Raw genomic sequence first — 18,614 nt, forward strand, 5'->3', positions numbered from 1 at the left:
AAAACGACTCCCTTTAGTTTTAAAGATTGTAAATAACATATATTACAATATACCATATTTCCTAAGTATTTCGCGCCATTTAAAAATTTTCAAAAATCTTGTTGACAAAATGATTAATCCCGTGTATCGTAGTCAATAAGTTAAATTTCATATGTTTCGAATTTTCTTATCAAGAGAGGTAGAGGGACTGGCCCAATGAAGCCTCGGCAGCGGACTTTTGTAAAAGTACTGTGCCAATTCCAGAAGCGTATTGCTTGAAGATAAGAAGAGAGTCGTTTCTTACGTGACGTACACCCCTCTTCTTATACTTGAAGAGGGGTTTTTTATGCCATTTGAAGGAGGTGAGCAATAGTCACAGCTACATAGTTGTGTAGAGTACTTTGTTTACTGGAGTTTTAAAAAATATAAAAAACTGGAAGAGGGATGATGAATATGACAACAAAAACAAAAATTAGAGCACCTTTTAAAGCAGATCAAGTTGGTAGCTTACTAAGACCAGAACGAATTCATGAGGCAAGAAAGAACTTTCAAGAAGGGACAATCACTGCAGAAGAACTTCGAACAATTGAAACAGAAGAAATCAAGCGTATTGTGGATAAACAAATTGAAGTTGGTCTAAAAGCAGTAACTGACGGTGAATTTAGACGAAGATTTTGGCACACTGATTTTATGGAATATTTAAATGGAGTAGAAGGATATATTCCTGAACAAGGCTACCAATTCGTCGGTGTAGAAACAGAAAAATATAATGTTCGTGTCGTTGGCAAAGTGAGTTTTAACCCAAATCATCCACATTTACGTGATTTCATCGAATTTAAAGAAATTGTTGGGGACCGGGCCATTGCCAAAATGACGATTCCAAGTCCTAACCAATTTTTCAATGCTGGCATTCGCAATGAAGATATTTATCCAGATATAGAAGAATATGTAAAAGATATTGTTCAAGCGTATCGTGATGCCATCCAAGCATTTTATAAGGCTGGGTGCCGTTACTTACAACTAGATGATGTATATATTGCTGGACTTTGTGCACCTAAATTACCATTTGCTGATAGTGAATTAGAAAGAGAAAAATTAATTGATTTAGCCTTGCGTGTTGCAAATGGTGTTTTAGAAGGTAAACCAGACGATTTAGTCGTGACAACACATTTATGTCGCGGAAATTATCAATCTGCTTGGGCGTTTGAAGGTCCATATGACAAAATTGCCTCCCAATTCTTTGCTAAAGAAAAAGTTGATGGATTCTTCCTTGAGTACGATGACGAACGATCTGGTGGCTTTGAACCATTACGCTATATTCCTAAAGGTGGGCCACAAGTCGTTCTTGGGGTATTCACGTCAAAATCTGGTAAATTAGAAGATAAAGAGACAATAAAAGCGCGTGTTGAAGAAGCGGCAAAATATGTTCCAGTAGAGCAAATTTGCTTAAGTACCCAATGTGGATTTGCCTCCACGCACCACGGAAATAAATTAACAGAAGAAGAACAATGGGAGAAGTTAAAATATATTGTAGAACTTTCCAAAGAGATATTAGGATAAATTAGTAGCAAGATTTGTGACTCAATCGATTTCGTTTGGGTCATTTTTTATTACAAATCATTCTACGGTAAAATCGTGATAGATTCGTATATTTTTCTGCATTATTTGGAGGACGACCACTGTACCGATATGACAGTTAAAACAATACTCGCTATCGATTTTGCGAGTTTAGTAAATTGGGTAAAGGTTACAGTGCAAGACTTAACCAATATATATTGTTGCTAACGACTATTCTGTTAATTGGTATGGAGACGTTCTCTTCCAATTTACAAACCTGGCTGTGGATTTATCTGTATTGCAGTAGTTCGCTTTAACATATTGGGAAAATGAATGAAGCAACTTTTAAAACTATCTACATTTAAGTTGAGTCATTCGGATCCATTAAGGAAAGTTTCGAATGAAGTACATAAAAAATACAAGTTGGACTATATCGATTATTGTACGACTTCCTTGTGAAAATAATATCATTCTCCTATAATAATAGATATGAACTTTTTACGAAGAAGAAGGAATCAATAGGAGGCTTGTTGTGAATATTTTATGGGATCTAGATGGAACATTATTCGACACATATCCAAAACTAGTAGAATCTTTTATAAAACTTTCAGGAGAACCATTAGATCCAGATGAAGTCTTACGCTGGATGAAAAAAGATTCAAAACAAACATTTAAACATTTTGGAATTTCAGAAGATAAGCGAGAAGAATTCCAACAAATTGATTTTGAATTTAAAGATGAAGATAAGAAGCCATTTCCTTACGTTGAAGATGTGTTAAAAATGGCAGACAAAAATGTTATTGTTACCCATCGCAATCGTGAGTCGACACTTCGCTTGTTAAAACATTGGAACTTAGATCAATATTTTAATGAAGTTGTCTGTCCAGAAGAGGATGGTTTTCCACGTAAACCTGATGTTGCTTCATACGTTTATGTACATGAAAAATATCATATTGATCTTGTCATCGGTGACCGGGCGTTAGACGTCATACCTGGTAAAAAGCTTGGTATACGGACTTGCTTATTTCAAAATGACGAGGCCGAAGCCGATTTCCATATTTCCTCTTATCAAAAGTTCTCGGAAATACTTAAGAGTACTGGTTTTCAAAGTTAAAAAACTGCATAGGAAGTAAAACCATCCTATTAAATCATGTTGATATATCAAGGTTCTGAACATGACAAAGGGGCATCCAGATGTCGGATATAAGACACTCTAGATAGCCCCTCTTCCATATCATTTCTTAAATAGTTAACACACATGTACATATATACATCATTTCTTTTTTATTGCTTTTATACCTTTAATAATTAAAAATGCGTATACATCAAAAGTACTTCACTATCATACTATCATTATATAAATATAAAATTTATAAAACAATAGCTTAGGCAAATTATGTAAGGGAGTGGAAAGATATGATAATAACCGCTATAGAATACATTTGAACGATTGGATTTAGTTCTGTTTTAATGTATTACTTCATTATATATTTCGTTTTCACCCGAATCTGTATGAATAAGTTTCAGGCGATTGGAATTTTTAATAAAGATTGATTTATACTTTACTTTTCCACTTTCATCCTTAAATAGGAGAATTCTTTTGCCACGGTTATCTGTCGCCGTCTCGATAGTAAATTGATTCGAATGAATTTTTTCGTTGATTTTACTAAATTCAGGGAGGCTTTCCCATTCATTTTGATGATTTTCTTCTACAATTTCTAGCTTTGTATCCCCTTGCTTTTCAACCTTGCTCGAGTCGTCATCAGCTGTATTTTCTTGCTGATTCTCACCATTCTCTACAGAACTGTCCTCATTCTTGATTGCTTCAGTGTTATGACTCGTCCCCTTAGATTCTTCACTTTCCCCATTCGTATCTTGATTACATGCTGAGAGCATCCCTGTAATGAGTAAAGCGATAATCAATATGTACCATCTTTTCATGTTGTCCTTACCCCCTTCGACTGACAGTGTATCAAAATTCACGTCCTTTTCCTACCGTGAATTACCAACAATTTTCGGCGATTTACCATTCACAACTTTTTTACTAAAGGACTTTTTATCTATTTTTGCGTACTTCTGCGCTTATTCCTTATCTATGAAGCAACTGTTCCATTTCTTCCCTTTTCACAGGTGGACTATACAAATACCCTTGAATTTCATCACATCCCATCTGATTTAAAAGAGCCCGCTCATTTTCTGTCTCAACTCCCTCTGCGACTATATTCAGTTTTAAACCATGAGCAATATCACATATTGATTTAACAATGAAAGCCTTTTTTTCATCTTGATCAATATTTTGAATAAACACGCGATCAATTTTTATTTCATCAATTGGCAACTGCATTAACGGATAAAGTGATGAGTACCCTTTACCAAAATCATCTATTGAAATTTGTACACCAAGTTGTTTTAAATGATCAATCACCTTAGCAACACGCTTCGGTTTCTGTATAAAAACACTTTCAGTAATCTCTAATTTTAAGTATCTTGGTTCAAGTTCCGTTTCTCGTAGCGTTTTTTTAACAAGCTCAATTAAAGAATCTTGTTGGAAAAACTTTGCTGATATATTTACTGAAACCGGAATCTTTCTATAACCAAGATCTTGCCATCGTTTTATCTGCCGACAAGCTTGATTTAATGACCATTCATCTATTTTTGTTACTAATCCCATTTCTTCGGCTATCGGTATAAAATAACCTGGAGATATCAATCCTAATGTTTGATCATACCAGCGGATAAGCGCCTCCATACTAACAACTTGTCTATCTCTGACTTTTGGTTGATAATATTGCTCAAATGTACCCAGTTCAACGGCAACACGCAGCCTATTCTCAATTTCAACTCGTCGTTGGAACTTATCGCGCATCGTTTCATCAAAAAATTGAGCTACATTTCCTCCGATTGCTTTTGATTTATACATTGCTAAATCTGCACTTTTGACAAGTGTATCAAGATTATTCCCATCAATAGGATATACACTAACACCGACACTAACTGTTACATAAAACATTTGATTAAGAACTGAAATACTATCATTAAATTTATCTAAAACTGAATTCACTGTACTCATTAACTCACTTTTATCATCAAAACAATGAACAATAACGAATTCATCCCCTCCAAGACGAAAAACTTCCTTTTCATCATTGCGGATGTCACTTAATTTTGTTGCTGCCATTTTTAATAACGTATCCCCTGCATCATGGCCAAGTGTATCATTGATTTGTTTAAACTGGTTGATATCAATAAATAGGATGGCGAATGGATTCTCTCTTTTTTGCTGTATGAGATTTCGTACATACTGCTGGAAATGGAGACGATTTGGTAATTTTGTTAACACATCATAGTAAGCTAACTCATGTAACTGGTCCTCAGACTTCTTCAGTTTTTCTGTTTGCTTAGAAAGTTTCCGATTCATGTGTGCACTTTCCTGAAATAATTGCTTTATTTTATCGGCCATTTTCATTAAATTATTCGTTAAAAGGCGTAACTCTGAAATATGACTTTCTGACCATGTCACATTCTCATTTGTAAGTATTTTCTTTGGCAGTCCGGTCGTTATATCCGTTAGTTCTCTAAGATTAACAGTAAATTTATGGCTCACTATTTTTACAAGAACTATAGTTACAAGCGCAAAAATTAATGATAGTTTCAATTGATCTAAAAAGTTCGTATAAATACGTTTTTGGTATTGAAAAATAGGGTATTGAATAACTATTTTCAAGTCTAAATGCTTTAATTCCTTTATGTATACATATTGACCAGCGTTCCATGTTAAGATTGTTGGCCTGTTGCTATGTTCTTTTGATAAAGCTACATAAAAATTCGTTGAGACCTTATTTATATTGTAATGTTGGGTATGTGTAAGAAAATTACCTTGTTGAGACACCTTTGGAGCGAGTATTTGATGATCTTTATTTGTGATGGTGAGTTTGAAATTTCCTGAACTGTTTTGTCTTATTAAATTCTCCAACTTTTCACTTTGCCTAACTTCTGCCATTAAAAGCTCATTTTTACTTAAGTGTTTCATCTCATTTTCCACACGATTTGCCGTTTCTATTGAACGATTTAGTACATCATGTTGAATATAATCCCTCATATTCCATACATTGATTGCCACATTTAAGAAAATCGGGATAAGAATCGACATAAACGTAATATGGGATAAAAATTGATGAATACTCACATGATTTTTATTACTTTTACGATGAAACTTATAAAATGGGAAATACGCCAACAACATATCAGCTATGAGTACATTAAATAAAGCATTAATCATTGTCTTCCCAATAACAAAAAATAGTGCATCGCCTGACAAAAATGACTTCGTAACAAAAAAGGTAAGTATCCAACCGATTGTTAACCAAAAGAAAGCATCCACATAGAACATTTTTGCCTTCCGACCGTTACGAAACCGCATCCCTACAAAAATAATTTCCAAGAGAATAATGAGATGATTAATCATCCACGCTTTCTATTCGTCACCAGTAACAAAGATTAAAGGTTTTTCTTTTATTTAAATCGCCTCCTTAGTATCAGCCTTTTGTGTAGTTTTTGAACTGACATCATCAAAAAATAGTCCAACTAAAACCCAAATGGTATCCTATTGCTTTTGCTACCTTGACGATAGGAGTTAATCCATTTTCAATTTTTGTTTAAGGAATGGTCAATCCTTACTTTATCAGCAACATCTTGTTGCGAATAACCTAGGAGCTTACGTCTTTGTGTCATGATGTTTGTTTTCAATTTCTTCACCTCTCTTGTGTAGTTTCCACACTAATTACATAGTGTATTTTTTACACTTTCGATACTTTTGTTCGTTTTTTTACACAATTATTTAAATGTGCATTTTTTTCACTTATAATATAGATAAAATAGATTCGCTTAGGGGAAATACATATGAATTATGGTAAAAGGCTAAAAGAGTTAAGAGAAAGAAAAAAATTGTCGCAACAACAACTTGCTGATAGCTTGAATATCAATCGTTCTACATATGCACGATATGAATTGGCGCAAACTCAACCAGATTTTGAAACTTTGCAAAAATTAGCAGATTTCTATGAGGTATCAACCGACTACCTCCTAGGAAGAGAAGAAAACAAAGTAAATGTTGCCGGTCAAGAAATCAACCTCACCCCAGAAGAGTACAAAGTCTTTGAAGTGCTAAAGAAACATCCGGTTCTCTTCCATGATCTTGCTTCGGACCCGGAGAAAAAGATTAAAGAACTGATTAAGTTATACCAAGTGAAAAAGATGTTCTTAGAGGAAGACGAAGAAGAATACGGAGACGGATTTGGTGAGTTTGATGATTAAAACGAAAGGAATGGTATGAGTGAATAACGATTTAAAACCAATGTTAGAATCAATCATTCAGGAAGCTTTAAAACCGATCAAAGAAGAGCTAAAAACGATTAAAACTCAATTAGATGAAAACACACAAATAACAAAATCAATCTTACATCGCCAAAATGAAACGGACGCTAAAATGGATTCTATCTCCATTGATGTTCATAAAGTACACGGAGAACTCACCTTCGTAAAGGAAGAAATTGCTGATATTAAGGATACCGTTGATTTCACTTATCAAAAAACATCCAAAAATGAGTTAGAAATCTTCAAGTTAAAACGAGAATAATGAATGACTAACTAAGAAGAATTCATAATCGGAGATGTTAAAATGCAAGGAACTGGTAAAAAACTACTCTAGAAAGATGGGAACAGTTTGCCTTTAATATTTTATCCCATTTTAATTATGCTGATCCAGACGAAATTGACATCTATGATATATGTTGGAAATAGGGACTCGTGTACTCCCTTTCCATCCGGATTTTACTGAACCCTTCCTAGATTACAAATCTATTAATCATCTAAAATCATTTTCAATACCGAAACACAAAGGTCGGCGAGGAACAATTTTTATTACAGAAGAAGGATTGAATCCTATCGAAAAGAAATTGCTCATTGCAGAAGAATTTTGCCGCTGCTACGCCCATTTTTCTTCACAACTTAATGTAGACAAGTATGGTATAAACAGGAAAATCAAGCAAAGCAGTTGTCCGCTTATTTGTTAATGCCGTGGATGTTTTTTAAAAGCATATTGAATTTCGCTATTGATTAAGCTGTTTTATCTCTGAAATCGTTGATTACTTTTTAGTAAAGGAAGAATTTGCGCAATATAGGTTGGAACTCTGTTTAAACATAAAATTGATGCTCTTATACCATTCAGAAACGGGGTTGGGAGTATTGATTGGTTTTAATTTTTTTACAGTATTTTTAGGTAAAATTACCTAATTACATAGTCATATCAAAAGGAGCGTTATGTAATGAGTCAAGCAAATGAAGCAAACCGCGAAGAGTCGTATTTTGATGGAGGATTGCTCCAATATATTGGTTGGAGGATTCTAGGTTTTTTGGTAACTGTCTGTACTCTTGGGATATGTTTACCGTGGTCTTATACTATGATTTATCGCTGGAAAATTGAGCACACAGTTATTAATGGTAGAAGATTAACGTTTAATGGGTCAGCAATAGGGTTGTTTGGAAATTGGATAAAATGGTGGTTTTTCACAGTCATTACATTAGGAATTTACGGTTTCTGGGTTTTTATCAAATTAGAAAAGTGGAAAACAAAATATACAACATTTGCTTAACGGATAAAGTGGGGATTATATGATGGATTCAAATAAGAAACCTTTCTTTTAAAAATGGTGGTTCTGGGTAATTATTATTATTTTTGCGTTTGCTCTAGTTAATCAAGAAAAAGAAAAAAAGACAGATGAGAATCCATTAGATAAGATCAAAAAGAAGAAGTATGTCACCTCTTTGGAATTAAGTGATGATGGCGTTGTTAATGTTGAAAGAAATATAAAATGAGTATCGAAACAATTTAATAAAAGATTATAACAAGCCACTTTACGTTGAAGAATAAAAAGCTCTCATACTTAGGGCTTTTTATTTAAAGTAGAAACAGAACATACACTCTTAAAAGAGTGACATTATGGATAACAAACACCCTGATAACCTAAAAAATCGTAAAAATACCCGTTTACTCAAAGATTCAAGTTAAAAACGGTAGATTAATAGCACTTGACCTTTTCAACCTTTTCCACCGCGATTTGAGCATCTATAACCACTCTAGATGACCATTTCACTAAGTTTTTTGGCCATTTGAACAATTGTAAAAGAAATTTTCAAAAAATCGCGATAAACAATTTCGCCATGAAATAACCAATAACACCACAACCAGGAAATGTAAGTACCCAAGCCCAGACCATTTCTTTAGCCACATTCCAGTTAACATTCGTTAATCGTTTCGAAGCACCAACGCCCATGATTGCTGTCGTTTTTGTATGGGTAGTACTTACAGGGAGTCCAAACAAGGATGCTGTGAAAAGAGAAATGACACCGGCAAGATCTGATGCAAACCCTTCATGTCTTCTCAACTTCACCATATCCATACCGACCGACTTAATAATACGGTAGCCGCCAATGCTCGTTCCTAAACTAATGACAATACTAATAAGAAACATCACCCATGGTGGAATCGCAAATGTTGTCGTGTCTGTCACACCTTGGGAAAGATAAATACCAAATAAAAAAACACCGATAAACTTTTGCCCATCTTGTGCACCGTGCATAAAGGCCATCCCAGCACCAGCAGCATTTTCAGCGTATTTAAAAAATTTTTCAGCCGTTTGTAAATGGGCATGACGAAATAAATAGTTTATCCCCCTTACGATCAAATAACCGAGTCCAAACCCCATAATTGTTGAAACGAATAGGCCATAAATTACTTTCGCCCATTCATGTCCATTGACACCAGCTAGTCCCCCTTGTAAAGCTATTGCTGCCCCAGTTAATCCAGCAATTAATGCATGACTTTCACTAGTAGGAATTCCAAAATACCATGCACCCGTAGCCCATAAAACAATAGCAACCATCGCAGCGCATAAAGCAACGATACTATCATGCGCATTCCCACTGAAGTCAACCATATTGTAAATCGTTTGTGCAACAGTAGAGTTAATTAAAGTCATCACTGTTACACCTAAAAAATTCATAACCGCAGCCATAATAATCGCACCACGAACACTCATACATCGGGTTGATACACATGTAGCAATCGCATTAGGAGCATCTGTCCAACCGTTTACCAATACGACACCTAATGTTAAAATAACCGTTACAAGCATAATCGGATTTCCAGCAAGCATTTGCGTAAATTCAGTAAATGAAAGTGGCATTCACTCACCCCATTTGTTTATTTGCAGTCTTCTCAATGGTTCACACCAAAACCGCCTATTCAAACATTTTTCACACCACATGTGATACCGCTTTATCTAATCAAACCCCCATATATTAGTATTTTCCAACCTCAAAGCAGAGAATCTACCTTTTTGAGACTAACCTTCAATGAGACTTCAATTAATTTGTGAAAAAATTAACATATCCTAATTTTATTTTACTCAATAAAAGATTAAAAGAAAAAGAAAAAACGCTGCCATAAAGGCACCGCGTCCTTTCAATTTTATTCTTCTATAACTCAAGAAAACACGAGTAACTTGGCGTCCTTCCCACACCTTTCATTTCGTGATAGACTCGAAAAATGATATGAATCGGGTTCTTCCAATTCCTCTTAAAACCCGCTAAAATAGTACCTTTCCGAATCCCCAATTTTTCCTTACTCGTTCACACAGCTGCTTTCCGAATCCTTAATTTCTTCTAAAACCCGTAAAGATAAGACATGTAATCGCAGCAACCGTCGTTACAATGATTGCTATCATTAATCCAAGTGCTGCCATAAACGTATCATCTCCCGGGAATTGCGGCTCAAGCGTTACATACCAATAAACAAATACCCCAGTTAAAAATATATAAAAACTACTTCCAACCAATCCCATTACGAATCGATGTATCTTAGTTCCATTCCAAGCTCTATTTAATATCGACCACGAATAGATACTAGCCAAAACTGCAAGAAACATGATGATGAAATGAAAATACGGAATCATCAAGTCCAGTAAAAAAAATAAAATTGCAATTGTAAGTAAAAATAAAGTTGCATTTACAAGAAAAAGGAAACCTCCTGAAAGCCACGGATTTCGATACCAATTTGCTCGTTCTAATTTCATATATAGATTTCTTTTTCCAACCTTTTCTAATAGCGGTTCTCGAAACAAAGTTGAAAGGTAAATACTTATCCCTCCAACTAACAAAATCATTATCAAGCTCATATAAAAGTCTCCTTAATCCTCGTCTTTTCTATACTCCAGAAGATCACCTGGTTGACAATCTAATACTTTACAAATTGCTTCTAAAGTAGAAAACCGTATTGCCTTTGCTTTTCCATTTTTTAAAATGGAAATATTGGCCATCGTAATACCAACCTTTTCTGAAAGTTCCGTTACACTCATTTTCCGCTTTGCTAACATAACGTCGAGATTTACAATTATCGCCATTTTCTCACCTCAAATCGGTCATTCTCTTTTCCATACTCCCTATTAATTGTCCTCTTTCGTTAGACTTGTTTTCAGCATCTTATTAATCATCAAATTGTTAAATCATTTTCATTCTTTATATCTAGGGCACTTTTTAATACCTCTTGGAGTACTGTTGTAAACACATAGATGACAATCGTCGCAAAAACAATAACAATTCCAACTAAGGCAATACTTGGATGTAAGGCGCTTTGAGTGATTAGATAAATGATTCCAACGATGTATAAAACAAAAATTGCAATAGCACTCGATTTTATTCGACCTAGAGAAAAAACCGCTAACTCCGAAAATGCTTCTCCTCTTTCAATAAAGCGAAGTAGTCTGAACGCCTCGTAAAGCGCGATAAAAAACGGAATAACCGTAAGATAAACTCCGATAAGAATTGGATATTGCAAATGGGCAAACTCTGGATACATGTTTGCAATATAATTAGCTAACCATGGTAAAAGAAAAATACAAATGAGCAGTACAGCTAGACCAATGAGTAACACTGATATTTTAAGAAAATTAGTTGATGCTTTTGACATATATACCCCACCATTCGAAATTATTTGATTTTATTTTATCGCATCATTTATTGTTTATCAATATATTTTTGTTGTTTATTTTAATTTTTTTATTGTTATCCATATTTTCAATGATAAACAATATTTATTTACCATTTTTCTTAGTTGTAAACTAGAACAAGTTAATACTGAATTGAAAATATTTACAATACAATATTTAATAAAGATAAAAAAATCATTCTACAAAAGGAAAGTACAATGAAAATAGTTATTGCACCAGATTTAGATAAAGGAAGTCTTTCATCTATTCGTGTGGCAAACACAATGAAACAAGGAATAAGTGAGATTTACCCTCACGCTAATATTAGCTTAAAACCGATGGCAGATGGTGGGGAAGGAACAGTTGATACAATTTTATTTCCAACTCAGGAAATAAAGTGAAATGAATGGGGCCATTAGACGAGCCGATCCAAACGTATTATGCAATTGACGATTCCGCTGTTTTGGAATGTGCAAATATTGCCGGTTTAACCCATGTACCACTCCGCCTTAAAAACATAACTACATATGGACTTGGCGAAGTAATGAAACGCCCGTTAGTTAGATAAAGGCTGTACAAAATTCATTATTATCTTAGGCGAAAGTTTTTCTTTTTCAACAAACAAAACAAATGATCCATTTTTATCAGTCATTAAAAGGATTTCATAATTAAGTTCCATTCATTATTGAACACTACATATCAAAATTTCCACCATATCTTTTAAGGGAGGTGATGCAAAAGATCTATTTCGTAAGTTTAAAAATCAACGAATAAAAGGGGTGGGAAGTTTGACAGGATTTGGTCTTATTAGTTTAATCATTTTAGCTGTGCTGTTTATTGTGTTTTCAACAGCAAAACTAAAGGTGCATCCATTTTTATCATTGATGTTTGCAGCATTTGCTTTAGGTTTGTTAGCAAGATTACCACTTGCCACAGTTGTTGAATCTGTCAATCTTGGTTTTGGGGCATTAATGGGGAATATTGGTCTTGTCATTGTCTTTGGAACGATTATTGGCGTGATCTTAGAAAAATCTGGTGCAGCACTTCGTATGGCAGAAGTCATTTTACGCATCGTTGGCGAAAAACGGCCACAGATGGCGATGAGTATTATTGGTGGGATTGTAAGTATACCTGTCTTTTGCGATTCAGGTTATGTAATTATTTCTTCATTAAAAAAAGCATTAGCACGTAAAGCCAAAGTTGCGATTGCATCAATGGCGATTGCATTATCTACCGGGTTATTCGCTACTCATACACTCGTGCCACCAACTCCAGGACCGATTGCTGCTGCTGGCAATATTGGGGCAGAAGCCTATCTAGGTACGATTATTTTAATCGGTTTAATTGTTTCGGTTCCAACGATCATTATCGGTTATATATGGGCTATGAAAGTGGGAACAAAAATTAAAGTGGAAGGAGAAGAATTACAAACAATAGATTATGATTCAATTGTGAGTGAATTTGGAAAAATGCCTTCTACAATGAAATCTTTCGCCCCCATCGTTTTGCCTATTGTCCTTATTGGGATTAGTTCTTTTACTATATTTGCAGATTGGAAAGGTATGTTAGCTGATATCTTCATCTTTTTAGGAACTCCGGTTGTTGCATTATTTATTGGTGTATTATTTGCATTACTTTTACTACCTCAGTATAATGAACAAACATTAAGTGATTGGATTGGGCAAGCGTTAAAAGAAGCTGCACCAATATTACTTATTACCGGTGCTGGAGGAGCATTCGGAAAAGTAATTAGTACAACACCTATTGCTGAATATATTCAAAGTTTAGGAGAAAATACCCTGTTAACCGGTGCCTTGTTTCTAATTATTCCATTCCTTATTGCTGCAGCTTTAAAATCAGCACAGGGTTCATCAACAGCAGCCTTAGTTATTACATCTACATTAATCGCTCCACTTCTTCCTCAGCTAGAAATTGTCGGTTCAATACCACTAGCGCTTGTTGTAATGGCCATTGGTGCAGGAGCAATGGTTGTCTCTCATGTAAATGATAGTTATTTTTGGGTAGTAAAAGAATTTAGCGGGATGTCCGTTACACAAGCATATAAAGCTCAAACAGCAGCTACATTATTACAAGGGATTGTTGCATTTTTAACTACATTATTATTGTGGGTTATCTTGGTCTAACCAAAAGGAATACCGGTCGCTATGGTTTATACACTTACGACCGGTAGTTATGCTCTATTTTCAAAATTAAGTCTATTCCCAACTCATTCAATATATACATACTAAACAATCAACTAATCATACAAGATTCATTTAATATTCAACCTTTTCTAGTTGCTTCCAATACTTTTCATTTCCCGGTAAGTCATCAAACCAACTTGCATCGTCTGGACAATCTAAAATCATGAGTTCCCCGTAATTCCCATATTTTGCTTGATGGTATTTCAAATAAGCCTTCCCATTTTTTACCGCCAATATTTCAATCTTTCCTGAACTATGGCTCATCGCTAGACGAACCCGCTTGCCAAGTCCTGATGTTCGTGCCTTTGCTGCCTCTACAATTTCATATACCTCTTTTAATGGAAGAACAAAATCATGATTTCCTGCAACAGGACGATTAATGAAAAAGTAATATGGATGAACTCCAGCCCAGGACAGCTTGTCTAATAGTTCAGCAAGTACATTCGGATCATCGTTAATTCCTCTTAATACTGGGGTTTGGTTCAACACGATAGCACCGGCCTCGATTAATGCGGATATTGCTTTTTTCGATTCAGTAGTAATTTCATTCGGGTGATTAATATGAGTCATAATATAAATTCTCTTCTCCGGTGTTGAATATGTTCGAATTAAGTCTAGTAGTGCTTCATCTTCATAAATGCGCATTGGTTGAAAGACTGGTAGTTTCGATCCCAACCGAATAATTTTTACATGATCAATTTCCCTTAGTTGTGTAATGATGTTTCTGAGGCGTTTTGTTGAAAGCATTAGAGAATCTCCACCAGTTAAGAGCACATTATTAATTTCTGGATGTTGGCCGATGTAGTTTATTCCTGGTTGGGGATTCATGTGTACTTCCTCATGGTCGTTATTAAATAACCGCTTTCGAAAACAAAAGCGACAATATGCACCACAAATCTCAGATACAACAAGTAATGCTGTTGTTTTATATTTATGTTGGCAACCTGGAACAACATAATTTGCTGCCTCATCACTTGCATCCCATTGACCGTACTCATCCAGTTCACTTTCACTCGGGATAATAATTTTTCGAATCGGATCATCAGGATTATTCCAATCAATTAGACTAAGATAATAGTCGTTAGCCCGAAATACAAAATTTTCTGCTACCGGTTTCACTCTTTCCTTATCATCTTGCGGAAGTTGTTCTACTTGATCAATCGACGTGTAAAATTTTACCTTCATTTATTATCACCCCTACTTTGAAATTACTATCTTCTCTTATCATAACAAACGTAGGGGTGTTACATATGTCAATTCACCAACATAATTCTAAAAATTTTGTTAACTAATACAAAAACGATTGCTATTTTATCTTAACTTTAACATTGCCTTTAACTCTTGTCGGATAATCAATTATTTTCAACAATAGTTGATTGCTTTCTGCCGGGAACGTTAAATCCCCTATTTGAGTAAATTCAAGTTCTGATTCACCCGAGGAACTACCTAGCTCATTCCACTCATACGTTGCTCCAGTTTCATCCCTGTATTCATGGTCAAATATTTGATAATAATGATTGACATCCCGCTTCTCTTTACTTTCTATTAAAAATTCAACAGTCGTCATTTCTTTATTTCTTGATACATTTTGTAGCGTCAACCCTTCACTTGGACCTTTGATAATTTTCTTCTTATTTAAATCAACAGCAACATCCAATTGGTTTTTGTCTAATGCACGTAAAGTTGTGAACCGGATAAACAGTTCTTTCGGCTTGGTAAAATAGTTACTTTGAATAAATAAAATTTGTTCATTTCTACTTATATGTTCAGCTGTAATCCCATCTTGAATACTAGCCCACTTTTCACCTTTTTCATCTACAATTGTCAAATCATCAAAGGCAAAAATCTGTTTTGGATTATTTGGGTCAAACAACACATGTAAAGCAACTCTCGTCGGATAAACGGTAACATTTTTAAAAGTAATCGTTTGCCCCTCTATTTGCACCGACTTATTAAGTTCAAATGTCTTAATATTCCCATAAAATTTCTCTTGATCAATTGGAAATGTTAATTCCCACTTTTGATTAGACGATTCCTTTTTATTCGGTTCCATTTCGATCTTTGCTTGAATTGTCACTGTCTTTGGTAATTTTTTCACATCATCATGCATACCAACTTCCATTTTCCCGTGAACTACTTTACCTTTTTTAATCCCGGCATGTGGTGAATAACTCAATGTTCCTTCCAACGATTCACCTTTTTCATTCACTATTTTCACATCATCTAATCGAATGGATGTTAAGCTCTCGTCACTTTCTAATGAATAAAAGAAAATCATTTGCGATTCATCAGCAATTACCTCATTAATCGTAAACGTAATTCCTTGATGACTTACTGATTTATTAACAACTTGAAGAAAATCATTTTGTACCGCTCGTTCCAGTCCTTTATCTCCTTGAATAAATTGTATAATTCTTTCCATTCCAGGAACTTGACTAACAAGTGATGCAAAAACTGGAGACACGCGAATAGATATAATCGATAGAAAAAGAAGGGCTGCTATTGTAAATGTGCTAAGCTTTGTATGATGGATTCTTCTTTTCGTTCGCTTTCCATGTTCGATACCAGAATAAATATACGTATCAATCTCATCAGGTATCTGGATATCATGATAATGTGTCTTACTCTTCATAAGCTCCTTTTCTTCTTTTTCAAACATGAAAATCACCACCTTTTTTCAATTCCCCACGCAAAAATATCAATGCTTTATTTAGCCATGTCTTCACTGTTCCGATAGGTCTTCCTACACTTTCCGCAATTTGCTCGATCGTTAAATCTTGATAATATTTGAGAATAATAATTTCTTGATATCTCGGTTCTAATTGTTGAAGTGCTTCTTGAACATGAATTCGATTATCATGGTCCTCAATCACACTGTTATTGTTCTCGTATTCTTGAAGAAGAAGTCGCGAATCTCTTTTCAGTTCATCGACACAATAGTTAATCATAATCCTCGTTATCCACGTGGCAAAAAATTTAGGTTCTTTTACTTTTTTTATATTTTTATAGGCACGAAAGGTCACCTCTTGGATTGCTTCCAATGCATCTTGTTCGTTTTTTAAATAGGAATAGGCCACTCGGTATAGTTGTTTTTTCTGTTGACTCATAATTTGAAAAAAAGCCGCCTCATCTCCTTTTTGTGCGTTTTTAAATGTTTTCACATCCATGTCCTCACCCTTTCGATTGCTCTTTACTTATTAGACCGTTTAGGAGTCGTTTTGGTTTTGAAGATTCATATGAAATTAAAAAATATCACATAGACTCTCGTGTTCTATGTGATCATCTCATTACTATATAGTCGTTTTGGTAACCATTATTTACACAAAATGATATGCATTTAATAACTGAGTAACTCGATTCCGTCCATTGCCCTTTGAGTGGTACAATGCTTTGTCCGTTAATAGAATGAGTTGTTCATACTCCATTTCTTTCGTGGGTACAATGGTACTAACACCTACACTAACCGTAACATAATCATTTACTTTTGATGTTTCATGTGGGATGTTCAAATTAAGGATGCTCTGTCTTACCTCTTCAGCAATCGCGAGTGCTTCTTGTTTTGATTGTTCAAGGAGTAAAATACAAAATTCTTCTCCTCCATATCTTGCTACAAGATGATGCTTATTTTCGTTATATCGCTGAACTTGGTTCGAAATCATTTTCAAACAATCATCACCAGCTAAGTGGCCATAAGTATCATTGTATTTTTTAAAATAATCAATATCAAATAAAATAAGAGAAATACACTCTCCATGTTCTTTACAAAGTTCCCAATGTTTTTGCAAAAAATCATTAAAGTAACGGCGATTGTATAAACCTGTTAAACCATCAATATTTGCTTTCAATTCTAAAGTTCTTATACTATTCGACAGTTCCGATTTCATCATATCGACTTTGTTAATTAATTCAGCTAATTCATCTTTTTGCTGATAATGTGGAATTTTATGAGTAAAGTCATGTTTCGCATACGCGTTTACAGAAGCACCTAAATCAATAATTGGTTTAATAATGGACTTAAGAACTTTTAAATTAATAAGTAAATTTACTAACATCGTTCCAATAATAATAAAAACTAAACTAGCTAAAGTCATGTTAATTCTTTTATTCATCGTATTCCGTACAATCGTTCGTTCTTTTTCAATTTGTTCGGTAAATATTATAAACGTTCTACGGAAGTCATCGAGTGCATTCTTTTCCTCATTTAACAAAGAAATGCTAGGTTCTTCTCCCCTCAACATCATTTCTACATACGGAGCACCATATTGTTCATGCCAATATTTTCCTTTTTCAATTAACTCATCGATTTCATCCGTTAAATCTGGATAGTCTTTCCTTTGATTTTTTAATTTAGTTAACGTATTCAAAAAAACCTCTTTACCTTGCTGATAGGGTTCTAAAAATTTGTAATCCGCTGTTAAATCATAGCCACGTTGCCCTGTCTCTTGATCAATAATTGCTTTATAAAACAAGTTCGCTGAATTATCAATGCGATCCAAAGCCCGCTGTCCTTTTATATTTTCATTTAGAGATAAACGTATTCCCACGATACCAATAATGGTAAACGCTATTATAACTACGGCAGAGAATATTAAGGAGTATAGTAATCTATTACCAAGCTTTCCAAGTGAGTTAAATTTCATACGAGCAAGACACACCTTTAACTATATCTAAAATGGGAGTTTTTACCTAAATCTTATCATCTATTCTATCATAATCCATTACCAATTGCCCAACTTTACTATAATTCAGTTTATAGAGAAAATTGTTGTTGCAAGAGGCATTTTATATGAGAATAATAACCTTCCTGTGAGAAATAGTGTTGCAAGGAAAC

18 protein-coding genes and 1 riboswitch are annotated in these 18,614 nt (G+C 34.4%); of the genes, 8 read left to right on the forward strand and 10 right to left on the reverse strand.

What is annotated here, in order from left to right:
* Nucleotides 1-163 precede the first annotated feature (163 nt).
* A riboswitch (SAM riboswitch) is annotated at nt 164-267 on the forward strand.
* A gap of 165 nt (nt 268-432) precedes the next feature.
* Both BN2144_RS01175 and BN2144_RS01180 read left to right on the forward strand, forming a co-directional pair.
* Nucleotides 433-1,539 carry a 5-methyltetrahydropteroyltriglutamate--homocysteine S-methyltransferase gene (locus BN2144_RS01175; RefSeq protein ID WP_033826531.1) on the forward strand — a complete coding sequence of 369 codons (1,107 nt, stop codon included), beginning with the start codon at nt 433-435 and terminating at the stop codon, nt 1,537-1,539.
* A 529-nt stretch (nt 1,540-2,068) separates the two neighbouring features.
* Nucleotides 2,069-2,650: an HAD-IA family hydrolase gene (locus BN2144_RS01180; protein WP_033826532.1), complete on the forward strand. Its 582-nt coding sequence runs from the start codon at nt 2,069-2,071 to the stop codon at nt 2,648-2,650.
* A gap of 353 nt (nt 2,651-3,003) precedes the next feature.
* On the opposite strand, the gene BN2144_RS01185 is transcribed toward BN2144_RS01180, so the two are convergent.
* The gene (locus BN2144_RS01185; RefSeq protein ID WP_050632162.1) at nt 3,004-3,477 is read right to left on the reverse strand and encodes a hypothetical protein; all 474 of its coding nucleotides are present in this window, start codon (nt 3,475-3,477) and stop codon (nt 3,004-3,006) included.
* A gap of 148 nt (nt 3,478-3,625) precedes the next feature.
* On the reverse strand, nt 3,626-5,977 hold the full coding sequence (locus tag BN2144_RS01190; protein ID WP_222860060.1) for a putative bifunctional diguanylate cyclase/phosphodiesterase: 2,352 nt from the start codon (nt 5,975-5,977) through the stop codon (nt 3,626-3,628).
* 458 nt (nt 5,978-6,435) lie between these two features.
* Between BN2144_RS01190 and BN2144_RS01195 the strand changes: the two genes are divergently transcribed.
* From BN2144_RS01195 to BN2144_RS01205, 3 genes are all read left to right on the forward strand, one after another.
* Entirely contained in the window at nt 6,436-6,849 is a 414-nt protein-coding gene (locus BN2144_RS01195) for a helix-turn-helix domain-containing protein (RefSeq protein WP_033826533.1), read from the forward strand.
* Nucleotides 6,850-6,868: 19 nt separating this feature from the next.
* Nucleotides 6,869-7,171 carry a hypothetical protein gene (locus BN2144_RS01200; protein WP_050632163.1) on the forward strand — a complete coding sequence of 101 codons (303 nt, stop codon included), beginning with the start codon at nt 6,869-6,871 and terminating at the stop codon, nt 7,169-7,171.
* 688 nt (nt 7,172-7,859) lie between these two features.
* A complete protein-coding gene (locus BN2144_RS01205) occupies nt 7,860-8,186 on the forward strand; it encodes a YjgN family protein (RefSeq protein WP_033826534.1) in 327 nt (108 codons plus the stop codon).
* Between the two features lie 540 nt (nt 8,187-8,726).
* Here the strand turns inward: BN2144_RS01205 and BN2144_RS01210 are convergent.
* The 4 genes from BN2144_RS01210 to BN2144_RS01225 form a co-directional block, all read right to left on the reverse strand.
* The gene (locus BN2144_RS01210) at nt 8,727-9,779 is read right to left on the reverse strand and encodes an inorganic phosphate transporter (protein WP_033826535.1); all 1,053 of its coding nucleotides are present in this window, start codon (nt 9,777-9,779) and stop codon (nt 8,727-8,729) included.
* A 468-nt stretch (nt 9,780-10,247) separates the two neighbouring features.
* On the reverse strand, nt 10,248-10,769 hold the full coding sequence (locus tag BN2144_RS01215) for a hypothetical protein (protein ID WP_033826536.1): 522 nt from the start codon (nt 10,767-10,769) through the stop codon (nt 10,248-10,250).
* A 12-nt stretch (nt 10,770-10,781) separates the two neighbouring features.
* Nucleotides 10,782-10,994, reverse strand: coding sequence for a helix-turn-helix domain-containing protein (locus BN2144_RS01220; protein WP_033826537.1), 213 nt, complete (start codon nt 10,992-10,994; stop codon nt 10,782-10,784).
* An 89-nt stretch (nt 10,995-11,083) separates the two neighbouring features.
* A complete protein-coding gene (locus tag BN2144_RS01225; protein WP_033826538.1) occupies nt 11,084-11,560 on the reverse strand; it encodes a DUF2975 domain-containing protein in 477 nt (158 codons plus the stop codon).
* Nucleotides 11,561-11,797: 237 nt separating this feature from the next.
* Between BN2144_RS01225 and BN2144_RS20535 the strand changes: the two genes are divergently transcribed.
* The 3 genes from BN2144_RS20535 to BN2144_RS01235 all read left to right on the forward strand — a co-directional run bounded on the left by BN2144_RS20535 (nt 11,798) and on the right by BN2144_RS01235 (nt 13,723).
* Nucleotides 11,798-11,980 carry a glycerate kinase gene (locus BN2144_RS20535; RefSeq protein ID WP_050632164.1) on the forward strand — a complete coding sequence of 61 codons (183 nt, stop codon included), beginning with the start codon at nt 11,798-11,800 and terminating at the stop codon, nt 11,978-11,980.
* Nucleotides 11,981-11,985: 5 nt separating this feature from the next.
* Complete coding sequence (locus BN2144_RS20540) at nt 11,986-12,147, forward strand: glycerate kinase (protein ID WP_139017833.1); 162 nt, start codon at nt 11,986-11,988, stop codon at nt 12,145-12,147.
* Between the two features lie 220 nt (nt 12,148-12,367).
* Complete coding sequence (locus BN2144_RS01235) at nt 12,368-13,723, forward strand: GntP family permease (RefSeq protein WP_033826539.1); 1,356 nt, start codon at nt 12,368-12,370, stop codon at nt 13,721-13,723.
* Between the two features lie 132 nt (nt 13,724-13,855).
* On the opposite strand, the gene BN2144_RS01240 is transcribed toward BN2144_RS01235, so the two are convergent.
* The 4 genes from BN2144_RS01240 to BN2144_RS01255 form a co-directional block, all read right to left on the reverse strand.
* Nucleotides 13,856-14,968: a KamA family radical SAM protein gene (locus BN2144_RS01240; protein ID WP_033826540.1), complete on the reverse strand. Its 1,113-nt coding sequence runs from the start codon at nt 14,966-14,968 to the stop codon at nt 13,856-13,858.
* Nucleotides 14,969-15,089: 121 nt separating this feature from the next.
* Entirely contained in the window at nt 15,090-16,442 is a 1,353-nt protein-coding gene (locus tag BN2144_RS01245) for a DUF4179 domain-containing protein (RefSeq protein ID WP_033826541.1), read from the reverse strand.
* Nucleotides 16,435-16,950, reverse strand: a complete 516-nt coding sequence (locus tag BN2144_RS01250; protein WP_033826542.1) for a sigma-70 family RNA polymerase sigma factor — start codon at nt 16,948-16,950, stop codon at nt 16,435-16,437. The genes BN2144_RS01245 and BN2144_RS01250 overlap by 8 nt, the downstream gene beginning before the upstream one ends.
* A 150-nt stretch (nt 16,951-17,100) precedes the next feature.
* Nucleotides 17,101-18,423: a sensor domain-containing diguanylate cyclase gene (locus BN2144_RS01255; RefSeq protein WP_050632165.1), complete on the reverse strand. Its 1,323-nt coding sequence runs from the start codon at nt 18,421-18,423 to the stop codon at nt 17,101-17,103.
* Nucleotides 18,424-18,614 lie beyond the last annotated feature (191 nt).

This window comes from Bacillus andreraoultii, assembly GCF_001244735.1.
GTDB lineage: Bacteria > Bacillota > Bacilli > Bacillales > Caldibacillaceae > Caldifermentibacillus > Caldifermentibacillus andreraoultii.